20 protein-coding genes are annotated in these 18,762 nt (G+C 67.3%); 5 read left to right on the plus strand and 15 right to left on the minus strand.

All coding sequences use genetic code 11. The annotated features are described in order from the left end of the window. Positions 1-3: 3 nt before the first annotated feature. The 3 genes from OIM94_RS01360 to folE are packed head-to-tail and all read right to left on the minus strand — an operon-like array spanning position 4 to position 1,761. On the minus strand, positions 4-375 hold the full coding sequence (locus OIM94_RS01360; RefSeq protein ID WP_264608347.1) for a dihydroneopterin aldolase: 372 nt from the start codon (positions 373-375) through the stop codon (positions 4-6). Then, positions 368-1,141 (minus strand): SDR family oxidoreductase, encoded by a 774-nt coding sequence (locus tag OIM94_RS01365; protein ID WP_264608348.1) that lies wholly within the window; start codon positions 1,139-1,141, stop codon positions 368-370. Before OIM94_RS01365 ends, OIM94_RS01360 begins: the two co-directional genes overlap by 8 nt. Further along, positions 1,141-1,761: a GTP cyclohydrolase I FolE gene (gene folE, locus OIM94_RS01370; protein WP_264608349.1), complete on the minus strand. Its 621-nt coding sequence runs from the start codon at positions 1,759-1,761 to the stop codon at positions 1,141-1,143. The genes OIM94_RS01365 and folE overlap by 1 nt, the downstream gene beginning before the upstream one ends. A 224-nt stretch (positions 1,762-1,985) precedes the next feature. Between folE and OIM94_RS01375 the strand changes: the two genes are divergently transcribed. Then, on the plus strand, positions 1,986-4,631 hold the full coding sequence (locus OIM94_RS01375) for a TonB-dependent receptor (protein WP_264608350.1): 2,646 nt from the start codon (positions 1,986-1,988) through the stop codon (positions 4,629-4,631). Here the strand turns inward: OIM94_RS01375 and OIM94_RS01380 are convergent, their stop codons facing one another. The 6 genes from OIM94_RS01380 to miaA all read right to left on the minus strand — a co-directional run bounded on the left by OIM94_RS01380 (position 4,632) and on the right by miaA (position 10,454). Next, on the minus strand, positions 4,632-5,231 hold the full coding sequence (locus OIM94_RS01380) for a TMEM175 family protein (protein WP_264608351.1): 600 nt from the start codon (positions 5,229-5,231) through the stop codon (positions 4,632-4,634). It lies immediately after the preceding gene. Between the two features lie 134 nt (positions 5,232-5,365). Beyond that, positions 5,366-5,965, minus strand: coding sequence for a YceI family protein (locus OIM94_RS01385; protein ID WP_264608352.1), 600 nt, complete (start codon positions 5,963-5,965; stop codon positions 5,366-5,368). A 96-nt stretch (positions 5,966-6,061) separates the two neighbouring features. Continuing rightward, positions 6,062-7,081: a ketol-acid reductoisomerase gene (gene ilvC / locus OIM94_RS01390; RefSeq protein ID WP_264608353.1), complete on the minus strand. Its 1,020-nt coding sequence runs from the start codon at positions 7,079-7,081 to the stop codon at positions 6,062-6,064. Positions 7,082-7,131: 50 nt separating this feature from the next. Next, complete coding sequence (gene ilvN / locus OIM94_RS01395; RefSeq protein WP_264608354.1) at positions 7,132-7,647, minus strand: acetolactate synthase small subunit; 516 nt, start codon at positions 7,645-7,647, stop codon at positions 7,132-7,134. Between the two features lie 44 nt (positions 7,648-7,691). Beyond that, positions 7,692-9,437, minus strand: coding sequence for an acetolactate synthase 3 large subunit (locus OIM94_RS01400; protein ID WP_264608355.1), 1,746 nt, complete (start codon positions 9,435-9,437; stop codon positions 7,692-7,694). A 90-nt stretch (positions 9,438-9,527) separates the two neighbouring features. After that, complete coding sequence (gene miaA / locus OIM94_RS01405) at positions 9,528-10,454, minus strand: tRNA (adenosine(37)-N6)-dimethylallyltransferase MiaA (RefSeq protein WP_413716410.1); 927 nt, start codon at positions 10,452-10,454, stop codon at positions 9,528-9,530. On the opposite strand from miaA, the gene serB reads away from it, so the two are divergent. Beyond that, positions 10,453-11,331: a phosphoserine phosphatase SerB gene (gene serB / locus OIM94_RS01410; protein ID WP_264608357.1), complete on the plus strand. Its 879-nt coding sequence runs from the start codon at positions 10,453-10,455 to the stop codon at positions 11,329-11,331. The two genes, miaA and serB, sit on opposite strands and share 2 nt — an antisense overlap. Positions 11,332-11,335: 4 nt before the next feature. Here serB and OIM94_RS01415 read toward each other — a convergent pair whose 3' ends face one another. Both OIM94_RS01415 and OIM94_RS01420 read right to left on the minus strand, forming a co-directional pair. Continuing rightward, positions 11,336-12,133 carry a MipA/OmpV family protein gene (locus tag OIM94_RS01415; protein WP_264608358.1) on the minus strand — a complete coding sequence of 266 codons (798 nt, stop codon included), beginning with the start codon at positions 12,131-12,133 and terminating at the stop codon, positions 11,336-11,338. Positions 12,134-12,144: 11 nt separating this feature from the next. Next, positions 12,145-13,071, minus strand: a complete 927-nt coding sequence (locus OIM94_RS01420) for an SPOR domain-containing protein (protein WP_264608359.1) — start codon at positions 13,069-13,071, stop codon at positions 12,145-12,147. Positions 13,072-13,208: 137 nt separating this feature from the next. Here OIM94_RS01420 and OIM94_RS01425 point away from each other — a divergent pair, with 137 nt between their 5' ends. Genes OIM94_RS01425 through OIM94_RS01435 form a run of 3 tightly spaced genes read left to right on the plus strand, consistent with a single transcriptional unit; the run spans position 13,209 to position 15,498 of the window. Further along, on the plus strand, positions 13,209-13,922 hold the full coding sequence (locus OIM94_RS01425) for a ParA family protein (RefSeq protein ID WP_264608360.1): 714 nt from the start codon (positions 13,209-13,211) through the stop codon (positions 13,920-13,922). 5 nt (positions 13,923-13,927) lie between these two features. Then, entirely contained in the window at positions 13,928-14,242 is a 315-nt protein-coding gene (locus OIM94_RS01430; protein WP_264608361.1) for a hypothetical protein, read from the plus strand. An 8-nt stretch (positions 14,243-14,250) separates the two neighbouring features. Continuing rightward, on the plus strand, positions 14,251-15,498 hold the full coding sequence (locus OIM94_RS01435; RefSeq protein ID WP_264608362.1) for an SPOR domain-containing protein: 1,248 nt from the start codon (positions 14,251-14,253) through the stop codon (positions 15,496-15,498). Positions 15,499-15,502: 4 nt separating this feature from the next. Here OIM94_RS01435 and OIM94_RS01440 read toward each other — a convergent pair whose 3' ends face one another. The 4 genes from OIM94_RS01440 to OIM94_RS01455 are packed head-to-tail and all read right to left on the minus strand — an operon-like array spanning position 15,503 to position 18,715. After that, positions 15,503-16,723 (minus strand): dihydroorotase, encoded by a 1,221-nt coding sequence (locus OIM94_RS01440; RefSeq protein WP_264608363.1) that lies wholly within the window; start codon positions 16,721-16,723, stop codon positions 15,503-15,505. Next, on the minus strand, positions 16,720-17,709 hold the full coding sequence (locus OIM94_RS01445) for an aspartate carbamoyltransferase catalytic subunit (protein ID WP_264608364.1): 990 nt from the start codon (positions 17,707-17,709) through the stop codon (positions 16,720-16,722). Before OIM94_RS01445 ends, OIM94_RS01440 begins: the two co-directional genes overlap by 4 nt. Positions 17,710-17,752: 43 nt before the next feature. Next, on the minus strand, positions 17,753-18,214 hold the full coding sequence (ruvX, locus tag OIM94_RS01450) for a Holliday junction resolvase RuvX (protein ID WP_264608365.1): 462 nt from the start codon (positions 18,212-18,214) through the stop codon (positions 17,753-17,755). A gap of 39 nt (positions 18,215-18,253) precedes the next feature. Next, the gene (locus OIM94_RS01455) at positions 18,254-18,715 is read right to left on the minus strand and encodes an Lrp/AsnC family transcriptional regulator (RefSeq protein ID WP_264608366.1); all 462 of its coding nucleotides are present in this window, start codon (positions 18,713-18,715) and stop codon (positions 18,254-18,256) included. Positions 18,716-18,762: the final 47 nt, after the last annotated feature.

The following is an 18,762-nucleotide window of genomic DNA, read 5'->3' on the forward strand; positions in this document are numbered from 1 at the left end:
TGTTCAGGATAATTCCTGCATATTCGTAAGAGTACGTATGATCTCGCACCCGACGCGCGCGTCGGGGTAGATGTCCTGCTTCATCGAGCGAACGCGGACTTCGATGACGCGGGGGTCGCGCATGGCGAGCGCGGCGACTTCCTCGCACAGCACTTCCTGCAATTCGAAATGCCGCGACACGGCAAGGGCATGGATGCCGGTTCTGAGGAAGTCATAATCGACGACCGCGTCGATCCGGTCGGCCGGTACAGCCGGATAGCGGCAGGTCATCGCTACGTCGATCCGCACGCGCTGGGGTGCCGCGCGCTCTTCCGGATGGATGCCCAGCCCCATCGAGATTTCGAGGGCGTCGAGATGGATCACATAGTCAGGCATCGGGGCGGTGCTCACGTCCTTCGAACATCACGTCGCTGTCGCGCGCGATGAAATGCTGGCCGCAATCGACGAATACATTCTGCCCGGTGATGCTGCGGCACGTCAGCAAATGGGCTACCGTAGCGGCGATGTCGGCCGGATCGACCGTGCGACGCAGGAGGTTCTGCGTGCCGGTGCGGGCGAACTCCTCGGCGCTCTGGTCCAGGCTGGGCAGGGTCAGGCCGGGCGATACCGCGTTTACCCGCACGCGAGGTGCCAGCTTCTGCGCCAGCATGTGCGTCGCCCCCTGCAGTGCAAGCTTCGAACAGGTGTAGCTGAAGAAATCCGGGTTGAGATTGCCCACCTTTTGGTCGAGCAGGTTGACGACCGCACCCTCGGCCAGGTCCACCTGGGCAGCAAGCGCCATCGCCAATCCCACCGGGGCGGCGAGGTTCACGTGCATGTGCCGGTCGAGCAGGGCGTAGTCGGCAATCGGCGGCTGGTCATAGCCGAACAGCGAGGCGTTGTTGACCACCGCGTCGAGCGGCCCGCCCAGCGTGTCCCGACACGCCTCGATCAAGGCGGCGGGAGCCGCGGGATCGGCAAGTTCGGCACAGACGACCGACGCCGTAGCGCCGGCCGCGCGCAGATCGGCAACGAACGCCTCGGCCTCGTCGGGCGAGTGATGATGATGGACCGCGACCGCCCATCCGCGTGCGGCGAGGCCGCGCGAGATGGCTGCGCCGATGCGGCGCGCGCCGCCCGTGACCAGCACGCGCCCCGGCATCAATAGCCCATCAGCTTGAGCACTTCGGCCCGGCTGCGCTCGTCCTCGCGGAACACGCCCATCATCCGGCTGGTGACCATGCCCACGCCCGGCGTGCGCACGCCGCGCCCGGTCATGCAGCCATGCTGTGCCTCGATCACGACCGCGACGCCTTGCGGGTGCAGGTTGTTCCAGATGCAGTCGGCCACCTGCGCGGTGAGCCGTTCCTGCACCTGCAGCCGGCGCGCAAAGGCGTGCAGGACACGCGCGAGTTTGGAAATGCCGACAACATGGTCCCTGGGCAGATAAGCAATCGATGCCTTGCCGGTAATCGGTGCCATGTGATGCTCGCAATGTGACTGGAAGGGAATGTCCTTCAGCAGCACGATCTCGTCATAGCCGCCCACTTCCTCGAACACGCGGGAGAGGTGGTGCGCGGGATCCTCGGCATAGCCGGCGCAATATTCCTTCCAGGCGCGCGCCACGCGCAGGGGAGTATCGAGAAGGCCTTCGCGATCGGGATCGTCCCCGGTCCAGCGGAGCAGGGTACGAATGGCCTCGGCCACGTCCTGGGGCACGGGGATCTTGGGCGCGGGGGTAACCAGATCGCCGTCTTCGGGATCATGGGCGTGATCGTGCATGGTTCGTCCTTTCGGTCGCCGGTTCGCCTTCCCTTACGGCAAGCGTGCTTTGCCCGAATGGCCGCGAAACCTGGTACCGAAGTCCGCGGAAAACCGAGGTTTTCAGGGAATTTGGTAACGTTTGCTTCATTGACCTCCGGAAAAACCCGGCGTTAGCTTGAACCTGCAAAAACAGCAAAGTCGCGACCGGCGCAAGATCGGGGCGGCCAGGGAGAGCAAGGACCATGACGAAGGGCGATATGCTCGGCGCGTCGGCAATGATGCTGGCGCTCGCCGTCTCTCACTCCGCAGCCGCGCAGGAACGGCAGCCCACGCCGCCCGCAACGACCCAGGATCAGGGCTATGTCTCGGCCAACGAGATCATCGTCACCGCCACCCGCCGCAACGAAACGGTGCAGGACGTGCCGGTGGCGATCACCGCGATCAGCCCGCAGCTGCTGGAAAACGCCGGCGTCGACAATGTCCGCGATCTGGAACAGCTCGCGCCCTCGCTGCAATCCTCGACCGGCCAGTCCTCGGCCACCGGCACCACCATCTACATTCGCGGCATCACCACCGGCGGCGACAATCCCGGGTTCGAGCCGGCGGTGGGTGTCTTCATCGACGGCGTGTTCCGCGCGCGCTCGGGCGTCGCGATTTCCGAGCTGCCCGAGCTGGAGCGGGTGGAGATCCTGCGCGGGCCGCAGGGCACGCTGTTCGGCCGCAACACCTCGGCCGGCGCGCTGAGCATCTTCACCGCCCGGCCGAAGTTCGAGCCCGGCGGCTATGTCGAAGCCGGGTACGGCAACTACAACGCCTATGAAATGCGCGGGGCGATCACCGGCCCGGTTTCCGAAAAGATCGCGCTGCGGCTGGACGGTGCCTATCGCAAGCGCGACGGCTATATCGACGATGCCAACAGCGACCGGGCGATCAACGATCTCAATCGCTGGCTGGTGCGCGGGCAGGCGCTGTTCGATGGTGGCCCGGTTACCTTCCGGCTGATCGGCGACTATTACGAGACCGACGAGCATTGCTGCGGGGCGATCTCGGCAGTGCGCGGTACGCTTGCCCCGGTGATCCAGGGTATCGCGGCGGCGCAGGGGCTGACCGGCCTTTACACCGGCGCGCCGAGCGGCCGCATCCAGGCCTTTTCGCCCAATCGCGACTATGGCGAGAAGGTGCGCGATTACGGGGCGTCGGGCGAACTCAACTGGGATCTGGGTCAGGTCAAGCTCACCGCGATCACTGCCTATCGCCGCTGGCAAGTGCTGCGTGCGCAGGACATCGACTTTTCCGGCATCGATCGTGCCTATCGCGACGGCTATCGCAACCAGCTGACGGATTTTACCCAGGAAGCGCGGCTGCAGGGATCTGCACTGGGCGGCAGGCTCGACTGGCTCGTCGGCGCCTTTTATCTCAACGAGAGCAACCGCCTGCGCGATACCGTGCGTACCGGCAATGATTCCAATCGCTATGTCGATTCGATCTTCTCGGCGCAGTTGCGGCCGCTGTTCGGCACGCCGGTACAGTTCTACGGATCGCTGGGGGCAGGGGTGCCGACCTTCGGGCAGGTGCTGCTCAATCCTGCCGCGCCGCCGGCTGCCTATGGCCAGCTGGCGCCGCTGGTGACGCTGTTCCGCGCGCAGGCGGGCACCGCCCCGCTTCCGGGCATTGCGATCGTGCCCGGCCTGGCAGCGCTGGCACTGCAGCCGCTGCAGGGCAATACGCCGGGGCAGGGCAACAATAACGACGACTTCCGGGTGAAGACCAACGCCTTCGCGCTGTTCACCCACAATATCATCAACCTCACCGACAAGCTGTCGCTGACGCTCGGCGCGCGCTGGAACCACGAGACCAAGGACCTCAGCGCGACGATCAACAGCACCACCGGCGCCTGCACCTTCTTCAACCAGGCGCGGACCGGCAATGCGGCCGCCGCGGCCTATGCCAATATCCTGCGCCAGGTGCCGGGGCTGTTCAACAACCTGTTCCTGCTCAGCTGCAATCCGGCGGTGAACAGCGAGTTCAACGGCGCCTATGCCGACAAGCGCAGCGAGGACCAGCTGACCGGTACGGTGAAGCTCGCCTACAAGTTCAGTCCGCGCGTGCTCGGCTATGCCAGCTATGATCGTGGCTACAAGTCGGGCGGCTACAATCTCGACCAGGCGACGTTCGACTCCGTCCTGCTCGGCGGCAACGGCGCGCAGGCGGGCGACCTGCATTTCTCCAAGGAGACCGTGGACGCCTTCGAGCTGGGCCTGAAGACACAAGTGAGCCGCCAGTTCACCCTCAACCTTGCCGGCTTCTATTCGAAATTCTACAATCTCCAGAGTCTTGTGTTCAGCGGCACCAACTTCGTGGTGCAGAACGTGCCGAAGACGACCAGCAAGGGCGTGGAGGCCGAGGCGACGCTGCAACCGGCGCGGTCGCTGGTCTTCCAGCTCGGCTACAGCTTCATCGATGCGCGCTATGACGACGACGGCAAGAATTTCGCCGGCACGCCGCTCGTCGGCAAGGGCAACCTCCAGGTCGACAACCAGCCGCGACACACGGTCACCGTCGCCGGGACCTGGACGCCGCCGATCGCCAGGGGGATCAACGGGCTGCTGCATGTCGACATGCGCTACAACAGCGAGGTCAACATCCCGTCCAGCCCGCCGGACGCGAACGGGCGCAACGCGCTGTACAACCAGGGCTATCCGCTGGTCTCGGCGGCGGTGGGCGTGCAGAGCCCGGACGGGCGGCGCAGCCTGACCTTCTGGGTCGAGAACCTGACCAACCAGTTCTACTATATCACCGGCTTCGGCGTGCCCGAGCAGAACGGCAACTATGCCGGCTATCCCGGCACGCCCCGCTTCTATGGGGTGCGGGCGAAGATCGGCTTCTGATCAGCGGTCGAACAGGCGGTCGAGCGGACCGTCGGCGAGGCACCAGAGCAGCGCGACCAGCGCGGCACAGGCAAGCCCCGCCGGCGGCGAGATCGTCGCGATCGCAAGCCCCCCCAGATAGAGCAGGCAGGCGACCGTGCCCTTGCGCAGCGTGCGGCGGTGATAGGCCTGCGCGGCCGGGCTCTGCGCGCCGGTGCGGCGGATCACGCGCTGCAGCCAGTTATAGGCGAAGGACGGGAGCAGCATCACGAGCATGTAGAGCAGCGTCGCCTCGCGGCTGAAATGCTGTTCGCCGAGATAGGCGGTGGCGAAGGGCACCAGCGAAAGCGTGAACAGCAGCACGATGTTCGACCAGAGCAGCGCGTTGCCGGCGCGGGTGGCGTGCTGGAACAGCCGGTGGTGGTTCACCCAGTAGATCGCCACATAAGCATAGCTGAGGCCATAGGCGAGGAAGACCGGCCACTGCGCGGCCAGCGCGCCGAGCCCGGGTGCCGCCGGCGCGTGCAACTCCAGTACCATGATGGTGACGATGATGGCGATCACGCCATCCGAAAATGCCTCGACGCGCTTGGCGCCATCGCGGCCTTCCTGATCCTGCATATCCGTCCTCCTGCCCACGCCGGTGGTGGCGCAGGCAGGAGGCGGAGGCAACTAGACCAAGGGTTTACGCAGCCGAGTGACCGCAGGCCCCCCGACCGTCACCCCAGCGTCTGCCGGCATGACGGCGGTTGTGCTTACTTCGCCGAGAACGCCGCGTTGATGTGCAGCTTCACGTCGTCGGAGACGAAGGGGACATACTTGTCCATGCCGAAATCGCTGCGCTTGATCGTGGTGGTCGCCTCGAAGCCGAAGTTCAGCTTCTTCATCATCGGATTGGTGCCCGCGCCGACCAGGCTGGTGTCGAGCGTGACGGGCTTGGTGACACCGTGCAGCGTCAGGTCGCCGGTGATCTGCGCCTTGGTGCCGCTCACGACCACCTTGGTCGAGACGAAGCGGATCGTCGGATACTTGGCGGAATCGAAGAAGTCCGGCGAGGCGAGGTGCTTGTCGAGCGCCGCGACGGTGGTGACGATGCCGCTGGTAGGGATGGTGATGTCGAGCTTGGCGTCGTTCGGCTTGGCCGGATCGATCGTCAGCGAGCCGGTGGTGCCGCCCACCTGGCCGGTGAACTGGCTGAAGCCGAAGTGATTGACGGTGAAGTCGACCTGGGTGTGGCCGGTGTCGACCGCATAGGTGCCGGCGGGAACGCGGGCCGCGTCCGCCCGGCCGGGCAGTTCCTGGGCGAAGGCGACCGGGGCGGTCGCGAAAAGGGCGAGGGCAATGAGAGCGCGCATGGGTGTTCCCTTCGGGTGGTTGCGTCGCTCCCGTAATGAGGCTGCCGGCCACGCAATGCTAGTGCGCAGCCGGCAACTTATGGTTTCCGCTTGTGATCAGTTCTTCGACTGATCGACGAGCTTGTTCGCGCCGATCCACGGCATCATCGCGCGCAGTTCGCTGCCGACCTGCTCGATCTGGTGGCGCTTGGCGGCGATGCGGCTGGCCTTGAGCTCGGGCTGGCCGGCGCGGTTGTCGAGCACGAAGTCCTTCACGAAGCGGCCCGACTGGATGTCGGCGAGCACGCGCTTCATTTCCTTCTTGGTCTCTTCGGTGATGATGCGCGGGCCGGTCTTGATGTCGCCATATTCGGCGGTGTTCGAGATCGAATAGCGCATGTTGGCGATGCCGCCCTCATACATCAGGTCGACGATGAGCTTGAGCTCGTGGAGGCACTCGAAATAGGCCATTTCGGGGGCATAGCCCGCCTCGACCAGCGTCTCGAAGCCGGCCTGGACCAGCGCGGTCGCGCCGCCGCACAGCACGGCCTGCTCGCCGAACAGATCGGTTTCGCACTCTTCGCGGAAGTTGGTCTCGATGATGCCCGAGCGGCCGCCGCCGACGCCCGACGCATAGGCCAGCGCGACGTCATGCGCGTTGCCCGAGGCGTCCTGGTGGATCGCGATGAGGCAGGGGACGCCGCCGCCGCGGACATATTCGCTGCGCACGGTATGGCCCGGGCCCTTCGGCGCGATCATGATCACGTCGATGTCCGCCGGCGCTTCGATCAGGCCGAAATGGATGTTGAGGCCGTGGGCAAAGGCGAGCGCCGCGCCCGGCTTCAGATTGCCCTTGAGGTCGTTCTCGTAGATCGCGGCCTGATGCTCGTCGGGCGCCAGGATCATCAGGATGTCGGCCCAGGCGGCGGCTTCCTTGTTCGGCAGTACCTTGAAGCCGGCGGCTTCTGCCTTGGCGGCCGAAGCCGAGCCCGGGCGGAGCGCGATCGCCACGTCCTTGACGCCCGAATCGCGCAGGTTCTGCGCATGCGCATGGCCCTGGCTGCCATAGCCTAGGATGGCGATCTTCTTGTCGGTGATCAGGTTCAGATCGGCGTCGCGATCGTAATAGACACGCATGGTGGTATTCTTCCCTTTCAAATCTGCGGTGCGCGGCTGCGCGGAAACGGTCAGGCGGCTTCGCGGCCGCGCGAGATCGCGACGATACCGGTGCGGGCGACTTCGACCAGTCCCACTTCGCGCATCAGCTCGACGAAGCGGTCGATCTTGTCGATCGTGCCGGTGATCTCGAAGACGAAGCTGGAGATGGTCGCGTCGACCACCTTGGCGCGATACACCTCGGCAAGGCGCAGCGCCTCGATCCGGTGATCGCCGCTGCCCGCTACCTTGATCAGCGCCAGCTCGCGTTCGACATGCTCGCCCTTGGCGGTGAGATCGACCACCTTGTGGACCGGTACCAGCCGCTCGAGCTGGGCGATGATCTGCTCCATCACCGGTGCCGAGGCGAAGGTGACGATGGTGATGCGGCTGATCAGATCGTCGTCGCTGATTTCGGACACGGTGAGCGACGAGATATTGTAGCCGCGCGCCGTGAACAGGCCGGCGATCCGCGCGAGGATGCCCGGCTCGTTATCGACGATGACCGCCAGCGTGTGGCGCTCGATGGCTTCTTCCTTGATATGCATCTCTACCCCTTCGATCCTGCCCTGCGGGAGGATCCACAATCCGTTCAGACCAGCGCCTTGGCCTCGTCGTCCATCTCGCCGGAGACTTCGCTTGCCTGGAGCAGCATCTCGGTATGCGCCGCCCCGCTCGGGATCATCGGGAAGCAGTTGGCGAGCTTCGCCACGCGGCAGTCGACCAATACGGGGCCGTCATGGTCGAGCATCGCCTGGATGCCGTCCTCCAGCTCCGCGCGCTTCTCGATGCGGATGCCCTTCCAGCCATAGGCCTCGGCCAGCTTCACGAAATCGGGCAGCGCATCCGAATAGCTTTCCGAATAGCGCGACTGGTAGGTCAGCTCCTGCCACTGGCGGACCATGCCCATATATTCGTTGTTGAGGATGAAGATCTTCACCGGCAGGCGATACTGGGTCGCGGTCGCCAGCTCCTGGATGTTCATCTGGATCGAGGCCTCGCCCGCAATGTCGATGACGAGCTCGCCCGGATTGCCCAGCTGTGCGCCGATCGCCGCCGGCAGGCCATAGCCCATCGTGCCGAGGCCGCCGCTCGTCAGCCACTTGTTCGGCGCCTCGAAGCCGAAATGCTGGGCCGCCCACATCTGGTGCTGGCCGACCTCCGTGGTGATGATCGGTGCACGGTGCTTGGTCGCCTGGTACAGCGCGCGGATTGCCCGCTGCGGCATGATCGTCTCGCCGGCTTCCGGGAAATCGAGGCAGCGGCGGGCGCGCCAGCCCTGGATGCGGCTCCACCACTCGCCCAGATCGGGCTTGGGATGGCCGCGCGACTTCCAGCTCGCGGCCATCGCGTCGAGCGCACGGGCGCAATCGGCGATGATCGGCAGATCGACACGGACATTCTTGTTCACGCTCGATCGATCGATGTCGATGTGCACCTTCCGGCTGTTCGGCGCGAAGGCGTCCAGACGGCCGGTGACGCGATCGTCGAAGCGCGCGCCCACCGCGATGATCAGGTCGGCCTGGTTCATCGCCATATTGGCTTCATAGGTGCCGTGCATGCCGAGCATGCCAAGCCACTGGTCCGACGAGGCGGGCAGGGCGCCCAGGCCCATCAGCGTCGAGGTGACCGGCGCGCCGGTGAGCGCCGCCAGCTCGCGCAGCAGGCGCGTGGCTTCGGGCCCCGAATTGATGATGCCGCCGCCGGTGTAGAAGACCGGGCGTTCGGCCGCGGCGAGCATGTCGACCGCTTCCTGGATCCTAGCCGCCTCGGGCTCGGTCTGCGGCCGATAGGTCTTGTGCTGGATCGGCCCCGGAGCCTCGTAGCGCGCGGTGGCGACCTGGACGTCCTTGGGGATGTCGATCACGACCGGGCCGGGGCGGCCCGAGGTGGCGATGTGGAACGCCTCATGGACGGTCGCGCCCAGCAGCTCGGGCCGCTTCACCAGATAGTTGTGCTTGGTGCAGTGGCGCGTGATGCCGACCGTGTCCGCCTCCTGGAAGGCGTCGGTGCCGATCAGCGCGGTGGGAACCTGGCCGGTGATGACGACCATCGGGATCGAGTCCATCAGCGCATCGGTGATGCCGGTGATCGCATTGGTCGCGCCGGGCCCCGAGGTGACCAGGACGACGCCGGGCTTGCCCGTCGAGCGCGCATAGCCTTCGGCGGCGTGCGTCGCGGCCTGCTCGTGGCGGACCAGGATGTGCTTGATCCGGTCCTGCTTGAACAGGGCGTCGTAAATCGGAAGCACGGCACCGCCGGGATAGCCGAACACGACTTCCACCCCGAGATCGGTCAATGCCTCGATCAGGATGTCTGCGCCGCTCTTCTCGGTCACCTTTGCCTCCACGCCTTCGAAAAATGGTTTACAGAACGGACAAGCCGTCGGAGTGGGGCTGCTACCCGCACGAAAATGATGCGTCAACCCCTAAGGAAATAATTTCCTTTCAATATGGCTCAAGTTTATGTATGTATCTGTCTCCGCCGTCACCTCCCATCCCCCTGGAGGCTGGCGGCGGAACCAGGTGTACTGTCGCTTGGCGTATTGGCGGGTAGCGGTAGCGCCTGCCGCCAGCGCCGTCTCGGCAATCCATTCCCCGGTCAGGACCCTGCCGATCTCGTCGACGCCGATCGCACGCAGCACCGGCGCATCGGCGGGTACGTCGGTGCGCGCAAGAAGGGCGCGGACCTCCTCCTCGGCGGTCGCCAGCATCATGCCGAAGCGCCGGTCAATACGCGCGCCCAGCCAGTCCCGATCGGGCAGCAGGATCAGCGGCGCGAGGTGCACGCTGCCGCCGATGCCGCCCTCGCGCCGGTCCTGCCAATCAGCAAGGGTGCGACCGGTGGAGCGGATCACCTCGAGGGCGCGGGCGACGCGCGTGGTGTCTGTGGCATTCAGCCGCGCCGCCGCAGCGGGGTCGGCGAGGGTGAGCGCCGCATGCGCCTCGCGGACGGGCAGCGTGCGCACGTCCGCGCGAATGCCGGGGTCGATCTCGGGGATGGGGGCGATGCCGTCGATCAGCGTGCGGAGGTAAAGACCGGTGCCGCCGACCAGGATCGGCAGGCGATCCTGCGCATGGGCCTCGGCGATTGCGGCACGTGCCTCCGCCGCCCAGCGCGCCGCCGAGCACGCCTCGGCGCCGTCGATATGGCCGAACAGCCGGTGCGGTGCGCGGGCTTCCTCTTCCTCCGAGGGGCGGGCGGTGAGGATACGGAGATCGGCATAGACCTGCATCGAATCCGCGTTGATCACCGTGCCGCGATGCTTTTCGGCGAGCGCCAGCGCCAGCGCGGACTTGCCGCTGGCCGTCGGCCCTGCAATGAGCGCGACGCGCGGTAGCCCAGGGGAAATCATGTTCATTGCGACGCTGATAGCAGAAGGTCTCACGTCAGGGCAGGTCGACGCGGCTGCCGATCGCCTTTCGGGCGCTGGTTGTTCGCCGGGCACATGGCGCTGGCTCGACGAAAGCATTGCTGCCGACCTGCCCTTCGCGACGGATCCCGGTGCCGCGCGCGTCGCGCTTGAGGGTGCCATTCAAGGCGCCGACGTGATCGTGCAGGTGGAGGCGCATCGCGAAAAGAAGCTCCTCGTCGCCGACATGGATTCGACCATGATCACCGTCGAGTGCATCGACGAACTGGCCGATTATGCCGGGATCAAGCCGCAGATCGCCGAGGTGACCGAGCGGGCGATGCGCGGCGAACTGGACTTCGCCGAGGCGCTCGATGCCCGCGTGGCGCTGCTCAAGGGCCTGCCCGAGACCGCGATCGACCAGTGCCTCGAAGAACGCGTGCGGCTGATGCCGGGCGCCGAGGCGCTGGTGCAGACGATGCGGGCGCGCGGGGCGCATACCATCCTCGTCTCCGGCGGCTTCACCCGCTTCGCCGAGCCGGTCGGCACGCGGATCGGCTTCGAGCGCCGCATCGCCAACGTGCTGGAGATCGAGGACGGCAGGCTCACCGGTACCGTCACCAAGCCGATCGTCGACAGCAGCACCAAGGAGACCACCCTGCTCGGCGCGATCGCCGAACTGGGCCTTGCGCCCGAACAGACCATGGCGGTGGGCGACGGCGCCAACGACCTGGCGATGATCCGCAAGGCGGGGCTTGGCGTCGCCTATCACGCCAAGCCGATCGTCGCGGCCGCGGCCGGCGCGCGGATCGACCATGGCGACCTCACGGCGCTGCTCTATGCCCAGGGCATCGCACGCGCCGAGTGGGTCACCGCCTGAACGCCTAGCGAACGCCGCGGCCGAAGGTGTAGCTGAGCGCAAGGCCGCCGGAGAACTGGTTCTTCGAGCCTAGGCGCCGGGTGATCGGCGATCGCGCGGCGTCGCCCGTCAGCCGATCATAGCCGAGATAGCCATAGAGGCCCCAGCGCGTCGTCAGCTGCCGAATGCCCGTGGCGGCGAGACCGACGCTGTGTACGACGTTATCCCCCACCCGATAGACGGGCAGACCAGCCGCCGTCGCATCGCGCTGGGTGACGCCGAAATAGGCGCGGCGATAGCGGGCATCGGACAGGTTTACCCGCGGGCCGACCGCGACCAGCCAGCGATCGCCGTCGCGCTGGACATAGTCGAGCGCCAGCATGCTCACCACGCCCTCATGGCCGTTCACGCCCTTGCGCAACTCGCCATAGGCGCGGACCTGCGGCAGCAGATAATAGCCGGCGAACACGCCCGGCTCCACCGTGAAGCCGATCTTGGTGAGGTCTGCACCGGCGCGCTTGCGGGTACGGGCGCTCTGCAGGCCGATGGCGATACCGGCCTCGAGACCGTCGCGATCGTAGAGCGTGATGTTGGGGCTCTCGTCGGCCGCTTCATATTCGAACTGGGCGTCCCCGCGCGCAGTGGCAAAATCGAACAGCGGTCGGACGGCATTGTGATCGGCGCCGGGGTAGCTGGGGACCGCCTGCGCCCCGATGGCGATCCGGTACCGGCGTGCGCCGTCCGCATCGTCGCCCGATTGTGCATGAGCGGGCAGGGCGAAAGCGAGCAGGGCGCCCGCCGCTAGAGCTACGCGTTGCATCATGGTGTCTCCCTCTATCGCTGCACTGCCATGCAGGGCGCGAGGGCGCCACAGGCTTTTTCGGCCTCCGCCCGGGTGGCAAAGGGCCCGACCAGCAATCGGGTGAGCGTACCCGACTTGGGGTAGAAGGGCTGGCGGCCGGGGAAGCGGGGGCGCACCTGCCCCCACAGCTTCTCGGCATTGCCCGGCGTGGCGAAGGCGCCAAGCTGCACGCGCCACGGGCCCGTAGCTGCAACCGGCGCCGGTGCCCGCGGCGTGCCCGCCGCCGTGCGCGTGGCGCGGGGCGCGCGGGGCGGCGCGGCGGCGACGCTGGTATCGGCACTGAGGGCCGGGGCCCGCGCCGGCGCACCCGCTGCGGGCGCGGTGGCGCGCTCGTCCGTCGCATAGCGATCGGCAAGCGCCTTGCCCGCCTGCCGGTCGGCGATCGGAATATACTGGTCCATTTGCTCCAGAGTCCTGGCCGCGGCGTCCAGACCGCCGGCGGCGGCGCGCAGCATGAGCGCATAGGCACGCACCCAGTTCTTGGCGACGCCGTCGCCGTTGAACAGCATCACCCCCAGCAGATATTGCGCGCGCGGCTCGCGATGCACCACGGCGCGCTCCAGCCACGGCACTGCGGCCTCACGCTTGCCGTTCTCGAACAGGACCATGCCGTAGTTCGCCTCGGCCAGTTCATGTCCCTGCGCGGCCGCTAGGCGATACCATTGCTCGGCTGCGGCAAGATCCACCGGTACACCGCGGCCCAGCTTGTAGATCTGCCCCAGATTATATTGCGCGTCCGGATCGCCCTTGGCGGCGGCGGCGCGCCAGTGCTGCATCGCGGCGGCAAAGTCCTGCCGATTATAGGCCTCGACCCCGGCCTTGACGGCTGCATCCTGTGCCAGCCCGAGACTGGACGTGCCAAGCAACGCAAAGAAGAGCAGGGCAGCAGAGATGCGCATGCGCGAAGTTTCCCCATGGTCCGGTGCCGATCGCATCGGCGATATCGACCTAGCGCGTTAAGCGTTCTGCGTTAACCCGATCTTATCCGCGCGCATGGCACCCCTTTCGCGACGTACCCGTGATTTCGAGAGGATAGATGCGCGTCCTGGCGCTGGCTTCGCAAAAAGGTGGATCGGGCAAGACAACCTTGTCCGGCCATCTGGCGGTGCAGGCGCAGATCAGCGGTGCCGGTCCGGTGGCGATGATCGACCTCGATCCGCAGGGCTCGCTTACCGATTGGTGGAACGAGCGCGAGGCGGATCTGCCCGCGCTTGCGCAGACCAGCATCGCGCGGCTCGCCGCGGATATCGAGCTGCTTCGCCAGCAGGGCTTCAAGCTCGCGGTGATCGATACGCCGCCCGCCATCACCCAGGCGATCCTCACCGTCATCCAGGTGGCCGAACTCATCGTGATCCCGACGCGCCCGAGCCCGCATGATTTGCGGGCCGTGGGGGCAACCGTCGAGCTGTGCGAGCGTGCCCACAAGCCGCTGCTGTTTGTGGTCAACGCCGCCACCCAGAATGCGCGGATTACCGCCGAGGCGGCACTGGCGCTCTCGCAGCACGGTACGGTCGCCCCGATGATGCTTCATCATCGCACCGATTTCGCCGCGTCGATGATCGACGGGCGAACGGTGATGGAGGTCGACGCCGGCAGCAAGTCGGCGGCCGAGGTGGCGAGCCTGTGGGGTTATGTCTCGGACCGCCTCGAGAAGAATTTCCGCCGCACCGTGTTTGCGGTGCCGACGGCGGCGACGCCCGCTGCCGCCGGGCGTCCGGCGGGTGGGTTCGGGCGACGGGTGGCGCGCTGACCGCGATGGCGACCGCGCCCAAGCCCCTTGCCGCGTTGAGCGCCGGCCTGCTCGCCCGCAAGGGCAGGGTCCGCTTGCCCGTGCCTGCCATGCCGCCCGAGGCGGCGGCGCTCCACCTCGCCCGCACGGCGCGGGCAACCAAGGGCAAGGCCGCCTTCACCCTTCGGCTGGATGCCGAACGGCGCTTGCGGCTGCGGCTGGCGGCGGCCGTCTCCGGGCGGTCCGCACAGCAACTGGTGACCGAGGCGATCGATACGATGCTGGCCGATATGGCCGGCCTGGAACTGCTGGTACATCAGATCGATGCGGGCGAGGAGTGAGGATGCGTATGAAGTCCCGTACCATGGTTTCGATCGGTGCCGCCCTGCTGGCGCTGGGGGGTGCCGCCGCTACGGGTGTGGCCGTACAGGGCGCCGCCTTCGCCACCGCCGCGCCTAACGCCAAGAAGGCCGCGCAGGAAGCCCGCGCCGCGCAGAAGGCGCTGGCTGCGCGCAAGGCAGTGCCGGCCGTCGGGCATGCCGAGCAGGCGGTGGCCAATGATCCGCAGCGGGGGGAGTATCGCGCGCTGCTGGGCCAGGCCTATCTGCTCTCCGGGCGCTTTACCGCGGCCACCCAGGCGCTGCGCGACGCGCTCGTGCTGGATCCGGGCAACGGCCGCGTCGCGCTGAACCTTGCGCTCGCCAGCATCGGCAGCGGCGACTGGGCAGGCGCGCGCACGCTTTTGCAGCAACACGCCGCGCAGATCCCGGCGACCGACCGGGGGCTCGCGACGGCGCTCGCCGGCGACCCCGGCGGCGCGGTGGAGATCCTCGCGCCGGCGGTGCGCATGCCCGACGCGACGGCGCGGACGCGGCAGAACCTCGCGCTTGCCCTGGCGCTGTCGGGCCGCTGGGGCGAGGCCAAGGCGGTCGCTGCGATGGATGTCGCGGCGGACGAGCTGAATGCGCGCATGCTGCAATGGGCTAATTTCGCGCGGCCTGCCAATGCCTATGACCAGGTGGCGGCACTGCTCAATGTGCGCGCGGTGCAGGATTCCGGGCAACCGGCAGCGCTGGCGCTGGCTGGCGCGCCCGCACAGGTCGCGATGTCCGTAGAAGCCGAGGCGGAGCCCGCGGTGCCCCCGGCGCCGGAGGTGACACCGGCGCCCGTCCTCGTGCCCGAACCGCTGCCCTCCGTCCGGCCCGGCCCCGCGGTGCGGCCGGTGCCGGTACGCGTGGCAGCTTCGAAGCCGATTAAGCCCGCAATCGGAAAGATCGCACCGGCGCGACTGGCCAGCGGCCCCTATGTCGTCCAGCTCGGCGCCTTCGCCAATGCCGGCGCCGCGCGGGAAGCCTGGCAGAAGCTCAACGGCCGCGTGGCCGCACTGGGTGGGTTGAAGCCCCAGGGGTCTGCCGCTCCCGGCGCCGCGTCGGCGAGCTATCGCCTCTCGGTCGGCGGGTTCGCGCGACCTGACGCCGATGCCTTGTGCCGCACGGTGAAAACCGGCGGAGGTACCTGCTTCGTGCGGCTGGCGGCGGGCGATGCGGTGGCGAGCTGGTACAAGCCTGCCGCCCGCATCGGCATCGCCGCGCGCTGACCGCTCAGACCAGCGCGCCGCCCTTGTAGAGCTGCAGCACCCGGCCCTGGGTGGGCAGGCGATCGAAGGGCGTGTTGCCGGCGCGCGCGTTCATCTTGCGCGCGTCGATCACCCAGGGCGTTTCCGGATCGAGCACGATCAGGTCGGCCGGCAGGCCGGGCGTAAGAGCACCGCTCTCCAGCCCGAGGATCTTCGCCGGGTTGGCGGCGAGCAGCGCGAACAGCCGGTCGAGGCTCAACTTGTCGTCGCGCACCAGCGTGAGCGAGAGGGCGAGCAGCGTCTCGGCCCCCGCCATGCCGGGCTCGGCATCGGCAAAGGGAAGGCGCTTGGCCTCGGGGCCGCGCGGATCATGGCCGGAGGCGATCACGTCGATCGTGCCGTCGGCCACCGCGGCAAGCGCCGCCTGGCGATCGCTTTCGTCGCGCAAGGGGGGCGATAGGCGTGCGAAGGTGCGGAAGTCGCTGATCGCGATATCCGACAGCAGCAGATGCGCCGGGGTGATGCCGCACGTCACATGCACGCCGCGGCGCTTGGCCGCGCGAATTAGGTCGAAGCCAGCCGCCGTCGTCACCTGGCGGAAATGCAGCTTCGCGCCGGTTTCCTCGGCCAGCATCAGGTCGCGGGCAATGGCGAGCGCTTCGGCGATCGCGGGGGCGCTCGGCAGGCCGAGGCGTGCGGCGGTTTCGCCCGCGGTCGCCACGGCGCCGTCCGCCAGCCCGCCATCCTCGGCATGGGCGACGACGGTGAGGTTCAGGTCGCGCGCGTACAGCAATGCCTTGCGCATCGTGCCGGCATTGGCGATCCAGCGCCGCCCGGTGGCGATGGCGCGCGCACCGGCCGAGGCGTTGATCGCGATCTCGGCCAGGTCGACGCCGGCGAGCCCGCGCGTCGCGGCGGCGAGGGGGTGCACCCACAGCTGCGGCTTGCCCGACACGGCCGCGCGGCGGACGATGCCCGGATCGTCGAGCACAGGTGACTGATCGGGCATCAGCCCGACGCGCGCGATCCCGCCAAAGCGGCAGGCGCCCTTGTCGACGGCGAATACGCCCAGGTCGATCAGCGCCGGCGCAAGTAGCTTGCCGGTGACATCGACGATTTCGGCATCGGCGGGCGCATCGACCTGCCCGATCGCGGCGATGGTGTCGCCCTGGACGAGCAGATCGCCCTGCGTGACCCCGCCCTTGGGACAGACCAATTGCGCGTTGCGGAAGAGGATGCTGCTCATGCCCAGCCCTCCACGCCGCGCGATCGTCGGGTGAGCACATCCAGGCATGCCATGCGCACCGCCACGCCCATCTCCACCTGCTCGGTGATCGCGCTGCGCTCGGGATGATCGGCGACGATCGAGTCGATCTCGACGCCGCGGTTCATCGGGCCCGGGTGCATCACCAGCGCATCGGGCTTGGCCCGAGCGAGGCGTTCTGGGGTGAGGCCGTAGCGCATGTGAAACTCGCGAGTGGAAGGAATGTAGCCGCCGTCCATCCGCTCGTTCTGGACGCGGAGCATCATCACCACGTCGGCGCCTTCCAGCGCGGCGTCGAAATCGGTGAAGGGGGTGACGAACATCCGGTCCATCGCGGGCGGCATCAGCGTCGAGGGCGCGACCACGCGCACCTCGGCGGCAAGCGCGGTGAGAGCGAGGATGTTCGAGCGGGCGACGCGGCTGTGCAGGATGTCGCCACAAATCACCACCCGTTGACCTGCTACCTGGCCCCGACGTCTCCGGATGGTGAGTGCGTCGAGCAGCGCCTGCGTCGGGTGCTCGTGCCAGCCGTCGCCGGCGTTGAGTACCGGGCAGTCGACCTTGTCGGCGATCAGTCGCACCGCACCCGAGCTGGCATGGCGGATGACGATCACGTCGGCGCGCATCGCGTTCAGGGTGACGGCGGTGTCGATCAGCGTCTCGCCCTTCTTCACGCTGCTCTGCGCGGCATGCATGTTGACGACGTCGGCGCCGAGGCGCTTGCCCGCGATCTCGAACGACAGAAGCGTGCGCGTCGAATTCTCGAAGAAGGCGTTGATCTGGGTGAGGCCTTCCAGGCGCTTGTCGCTCTTGGCGCGGCTGCGATTGGCCTCCACCCATTGTTCCGCCTCGTCGAGCAGGAACATGATCTCGTGGGGCTGGAGTCCCGAAATGCCGGTGAGGTGCCGGTGCGGGAAAACGGCGCTGCCCTGTATCTGGGCACCGGGGCGATGATCGGAGGTCTGCATTAAAGCCGCCGCCTAAGCCCTGCGGCGGCGGCGCGCAACCCGGTCAGACGTTCACCAGCCCGTCGATCGCGCCTTGCAGGATATAGGCGGCAGCCATCTTGTCGATCAGCTCGGCACGCTTGGCGCGGCTGGCGTCCTGTTCGATCAGCGTGCGCTCCACCGCGACCGTCGACCAGCGCTCGTCCCACATCAGGATCGGCAGCCCCATGTCCTCGAGATTGCGAGCGAAGGCACGAGTCGACTGGGTGCGCGGGCTGTCGGTGCCGTCGAGGTTGAGCGGCAGGCCGATCACCATGCCGATCACCTGCTGCGCCGTGATCAGTTCGGCCAGCGCCGCCTTGTCCTTGGTGAACTTGGAGCGGCGGATCAGCTGGGCGGGGCTCGCAAAGCTCCAGCCGGCATCGCACAGCGCGGTGCCGATCGTCTTGGTGCCGACGTCGAGGCCGATCAGGCGGCCGCCCTGGGGCAGGGCGGCGCGGAAGTCGCTGGGGGCAGTTGTGATCACTGCGCGGCTATAGGGCGTGGACGACGCTCCTGCGAGGCCTCAGATCGGCAATTCGGTGGTCGACTTGATTTCGGACAGCGCGACGACCGAGTTGATTTCCTGGATGCCGGGCAGTTTGCTCAGCTTTTCGAAGAAGAAGCGCTCATAGGCGTCGATGTCTTCCGCCACGATGCGGAGCATGAAGTCGACCGTGCCCATCAGGACATAGGCGTCGAGCACCTCGGGAAAGCCGCGGATCGCCGCGCTGAACTCGTCGAGATTGGCGCGGCCATGCGCGTTCAGCTTCACCTGCGCGAAGATGTGCGCGTTGAGCCCCACCTTGCGCCGATCGACAAGGGCGACTCGCTTGCGGATCACGCCCTCGCGCTCGAGCCGGTCGACCCGGCGCCAGCAGGGTGAGGGGGAAAGGCCGATCCGCTCCGCGAGCTCGGCGGTGGTCAGGTTCGCGTCCTGCTGAACCTCGCGGAGAATTTTACGCTCATAGGGATCTAGATCGGTCATTAAATCCGCTATTTCACAATTCAGAGGTCAAAGTAACCGTCAATCGC

Origin of the sequence: Sphingomonas sp. R1, from assembly GCF_025960285.1 — a bacterium.
In the GTDB taxonomy this organism is placed as follows: domain Bacteria; phylum Pseudomonadota; class Alphaproteobacteria; order Sphingomonadales; family Sphingomonadaceae; genus Sphingomonas.

Coding starts and splice junctions, on each gene's coding strand:
- folE (WP_264608349.1), bottom strand. CDS start 1,761: ATGCACGATCACGCCCATGATCCCGAAGACGGCGATCTGGTTACCCCC.
- ilvC (WP_264608353.1), bottom strand. CDS start 7,081: ATGCGTGTCTATTACGATCGCGACGCCGATCTGAACCTGATCACCGAC.
- OIM94_RS01360 (WP_264608347.1), bottom strand. CDS start 375: ATGCCTGACTATGTGATCCATCTCGACGCCCTCGAAATCTCGATGGGG.
- OIM94_RS01455 (WP_264608366.1), bottom strand. CDS start 18,715: ATGACCGATCTAGATCCCTATGAGCGTAAAATTCTCCGCGAGGTTCAG.
- OIM94_RS01435 (WP_264608362.1), top strand. CDS start 14,251: ATGAAGTCCCGTACCATGGTTTCGATCGGTGCCGCCCTGCTGGCGCTG.
- OIM94_RS01430 (WP_264608361.1), top strand. CDS start 13,928: ATGGCGACCGCGCCCAAGCCCCTTGCCGCGTTGAGCGCCGGCCTGCTC.
- OIM94_RS01420 (WP_264608359.1), bottom strand. CDS start 13,071: ATGCGCATCTCTGCTGCCCTGCTCTTCTTTGCGTTGCTTGGCACGTCC.
- OIM94_RS01425 (WP_264608360.1), top strand. CDS start 13,209: ATGCGCGTCCTGGCGCTGGCTTCGCAAAAAGGTGGATCGGGCAAGACA.
- OIM94_RS01365 (WP_264608348.1), bottom strand. CDS start 1,141: ATGCCGGGGCGCGTGCTGGTCACGGGCGGCGCGCGCCGCATCGGCGCA.
- ilvN (WP_264608354.1), bottom strand. CDS start 7,647: ATGCATATCAAGGAAGAAGCCATCGAGCGCCACACGCTGGCGGTCATC.
- OIM94_RS01380 (WP_264608351.1), bottom strand. CDS start 5,231: ATGCAGGATCAGGAAGGCCGCGATGGCGCCAAGCGCGTCGAGGCATTT.
- OIM94_RS01445 (WP_264608364.1), bottom strand. CDS start 17,709: ATGCAGACCTCCGATCATCGCCCCGGTGCCCAGATACAGGGCAGCGCC.
- OIM94_RS01385 (WP_264608352.1), bottom strand. CDS start 5,965: ATGCGCGCTCTCATTGCCCTCGCCCTTTTCGCGACCGCCCCGGTCGCC.
- serB (WP_264608357.1), top strand. CDS start 10,453: ATGTTCATTGCGACGCTGATAGCAGAAGGTCTCACGTCAGGGCAGGTC.
- OIM94_RS01415 (WP_264608358.1), bottom strand. CDS start 12,133: ATGATGCAACGCGTAGCTCTAGCGGCGGGCGCCCTGCTCGCTTTCGCC.
- miaA (WP_413716410.1), bottom strand. CDS start 10,454: ATGATTTCCCCTGGGCTACCGCGCGTCGCGCTCATTGCAGGGCCGACG.
- OIM94_RS01440 (WP_264608363.1), bottom strand. CDS start 16,723: ATGAGCAGCATCCTCTTCCGCAACGCGCAATTGGTCTGTCCCAAGGGC.
- OIM94_RS01375 (WP_264608350.1), top strand. CDS start 1,986: ATGACGAAGGGCGATATGCTCGGCGCGTCGGCAATGATGCTGGCGCTC.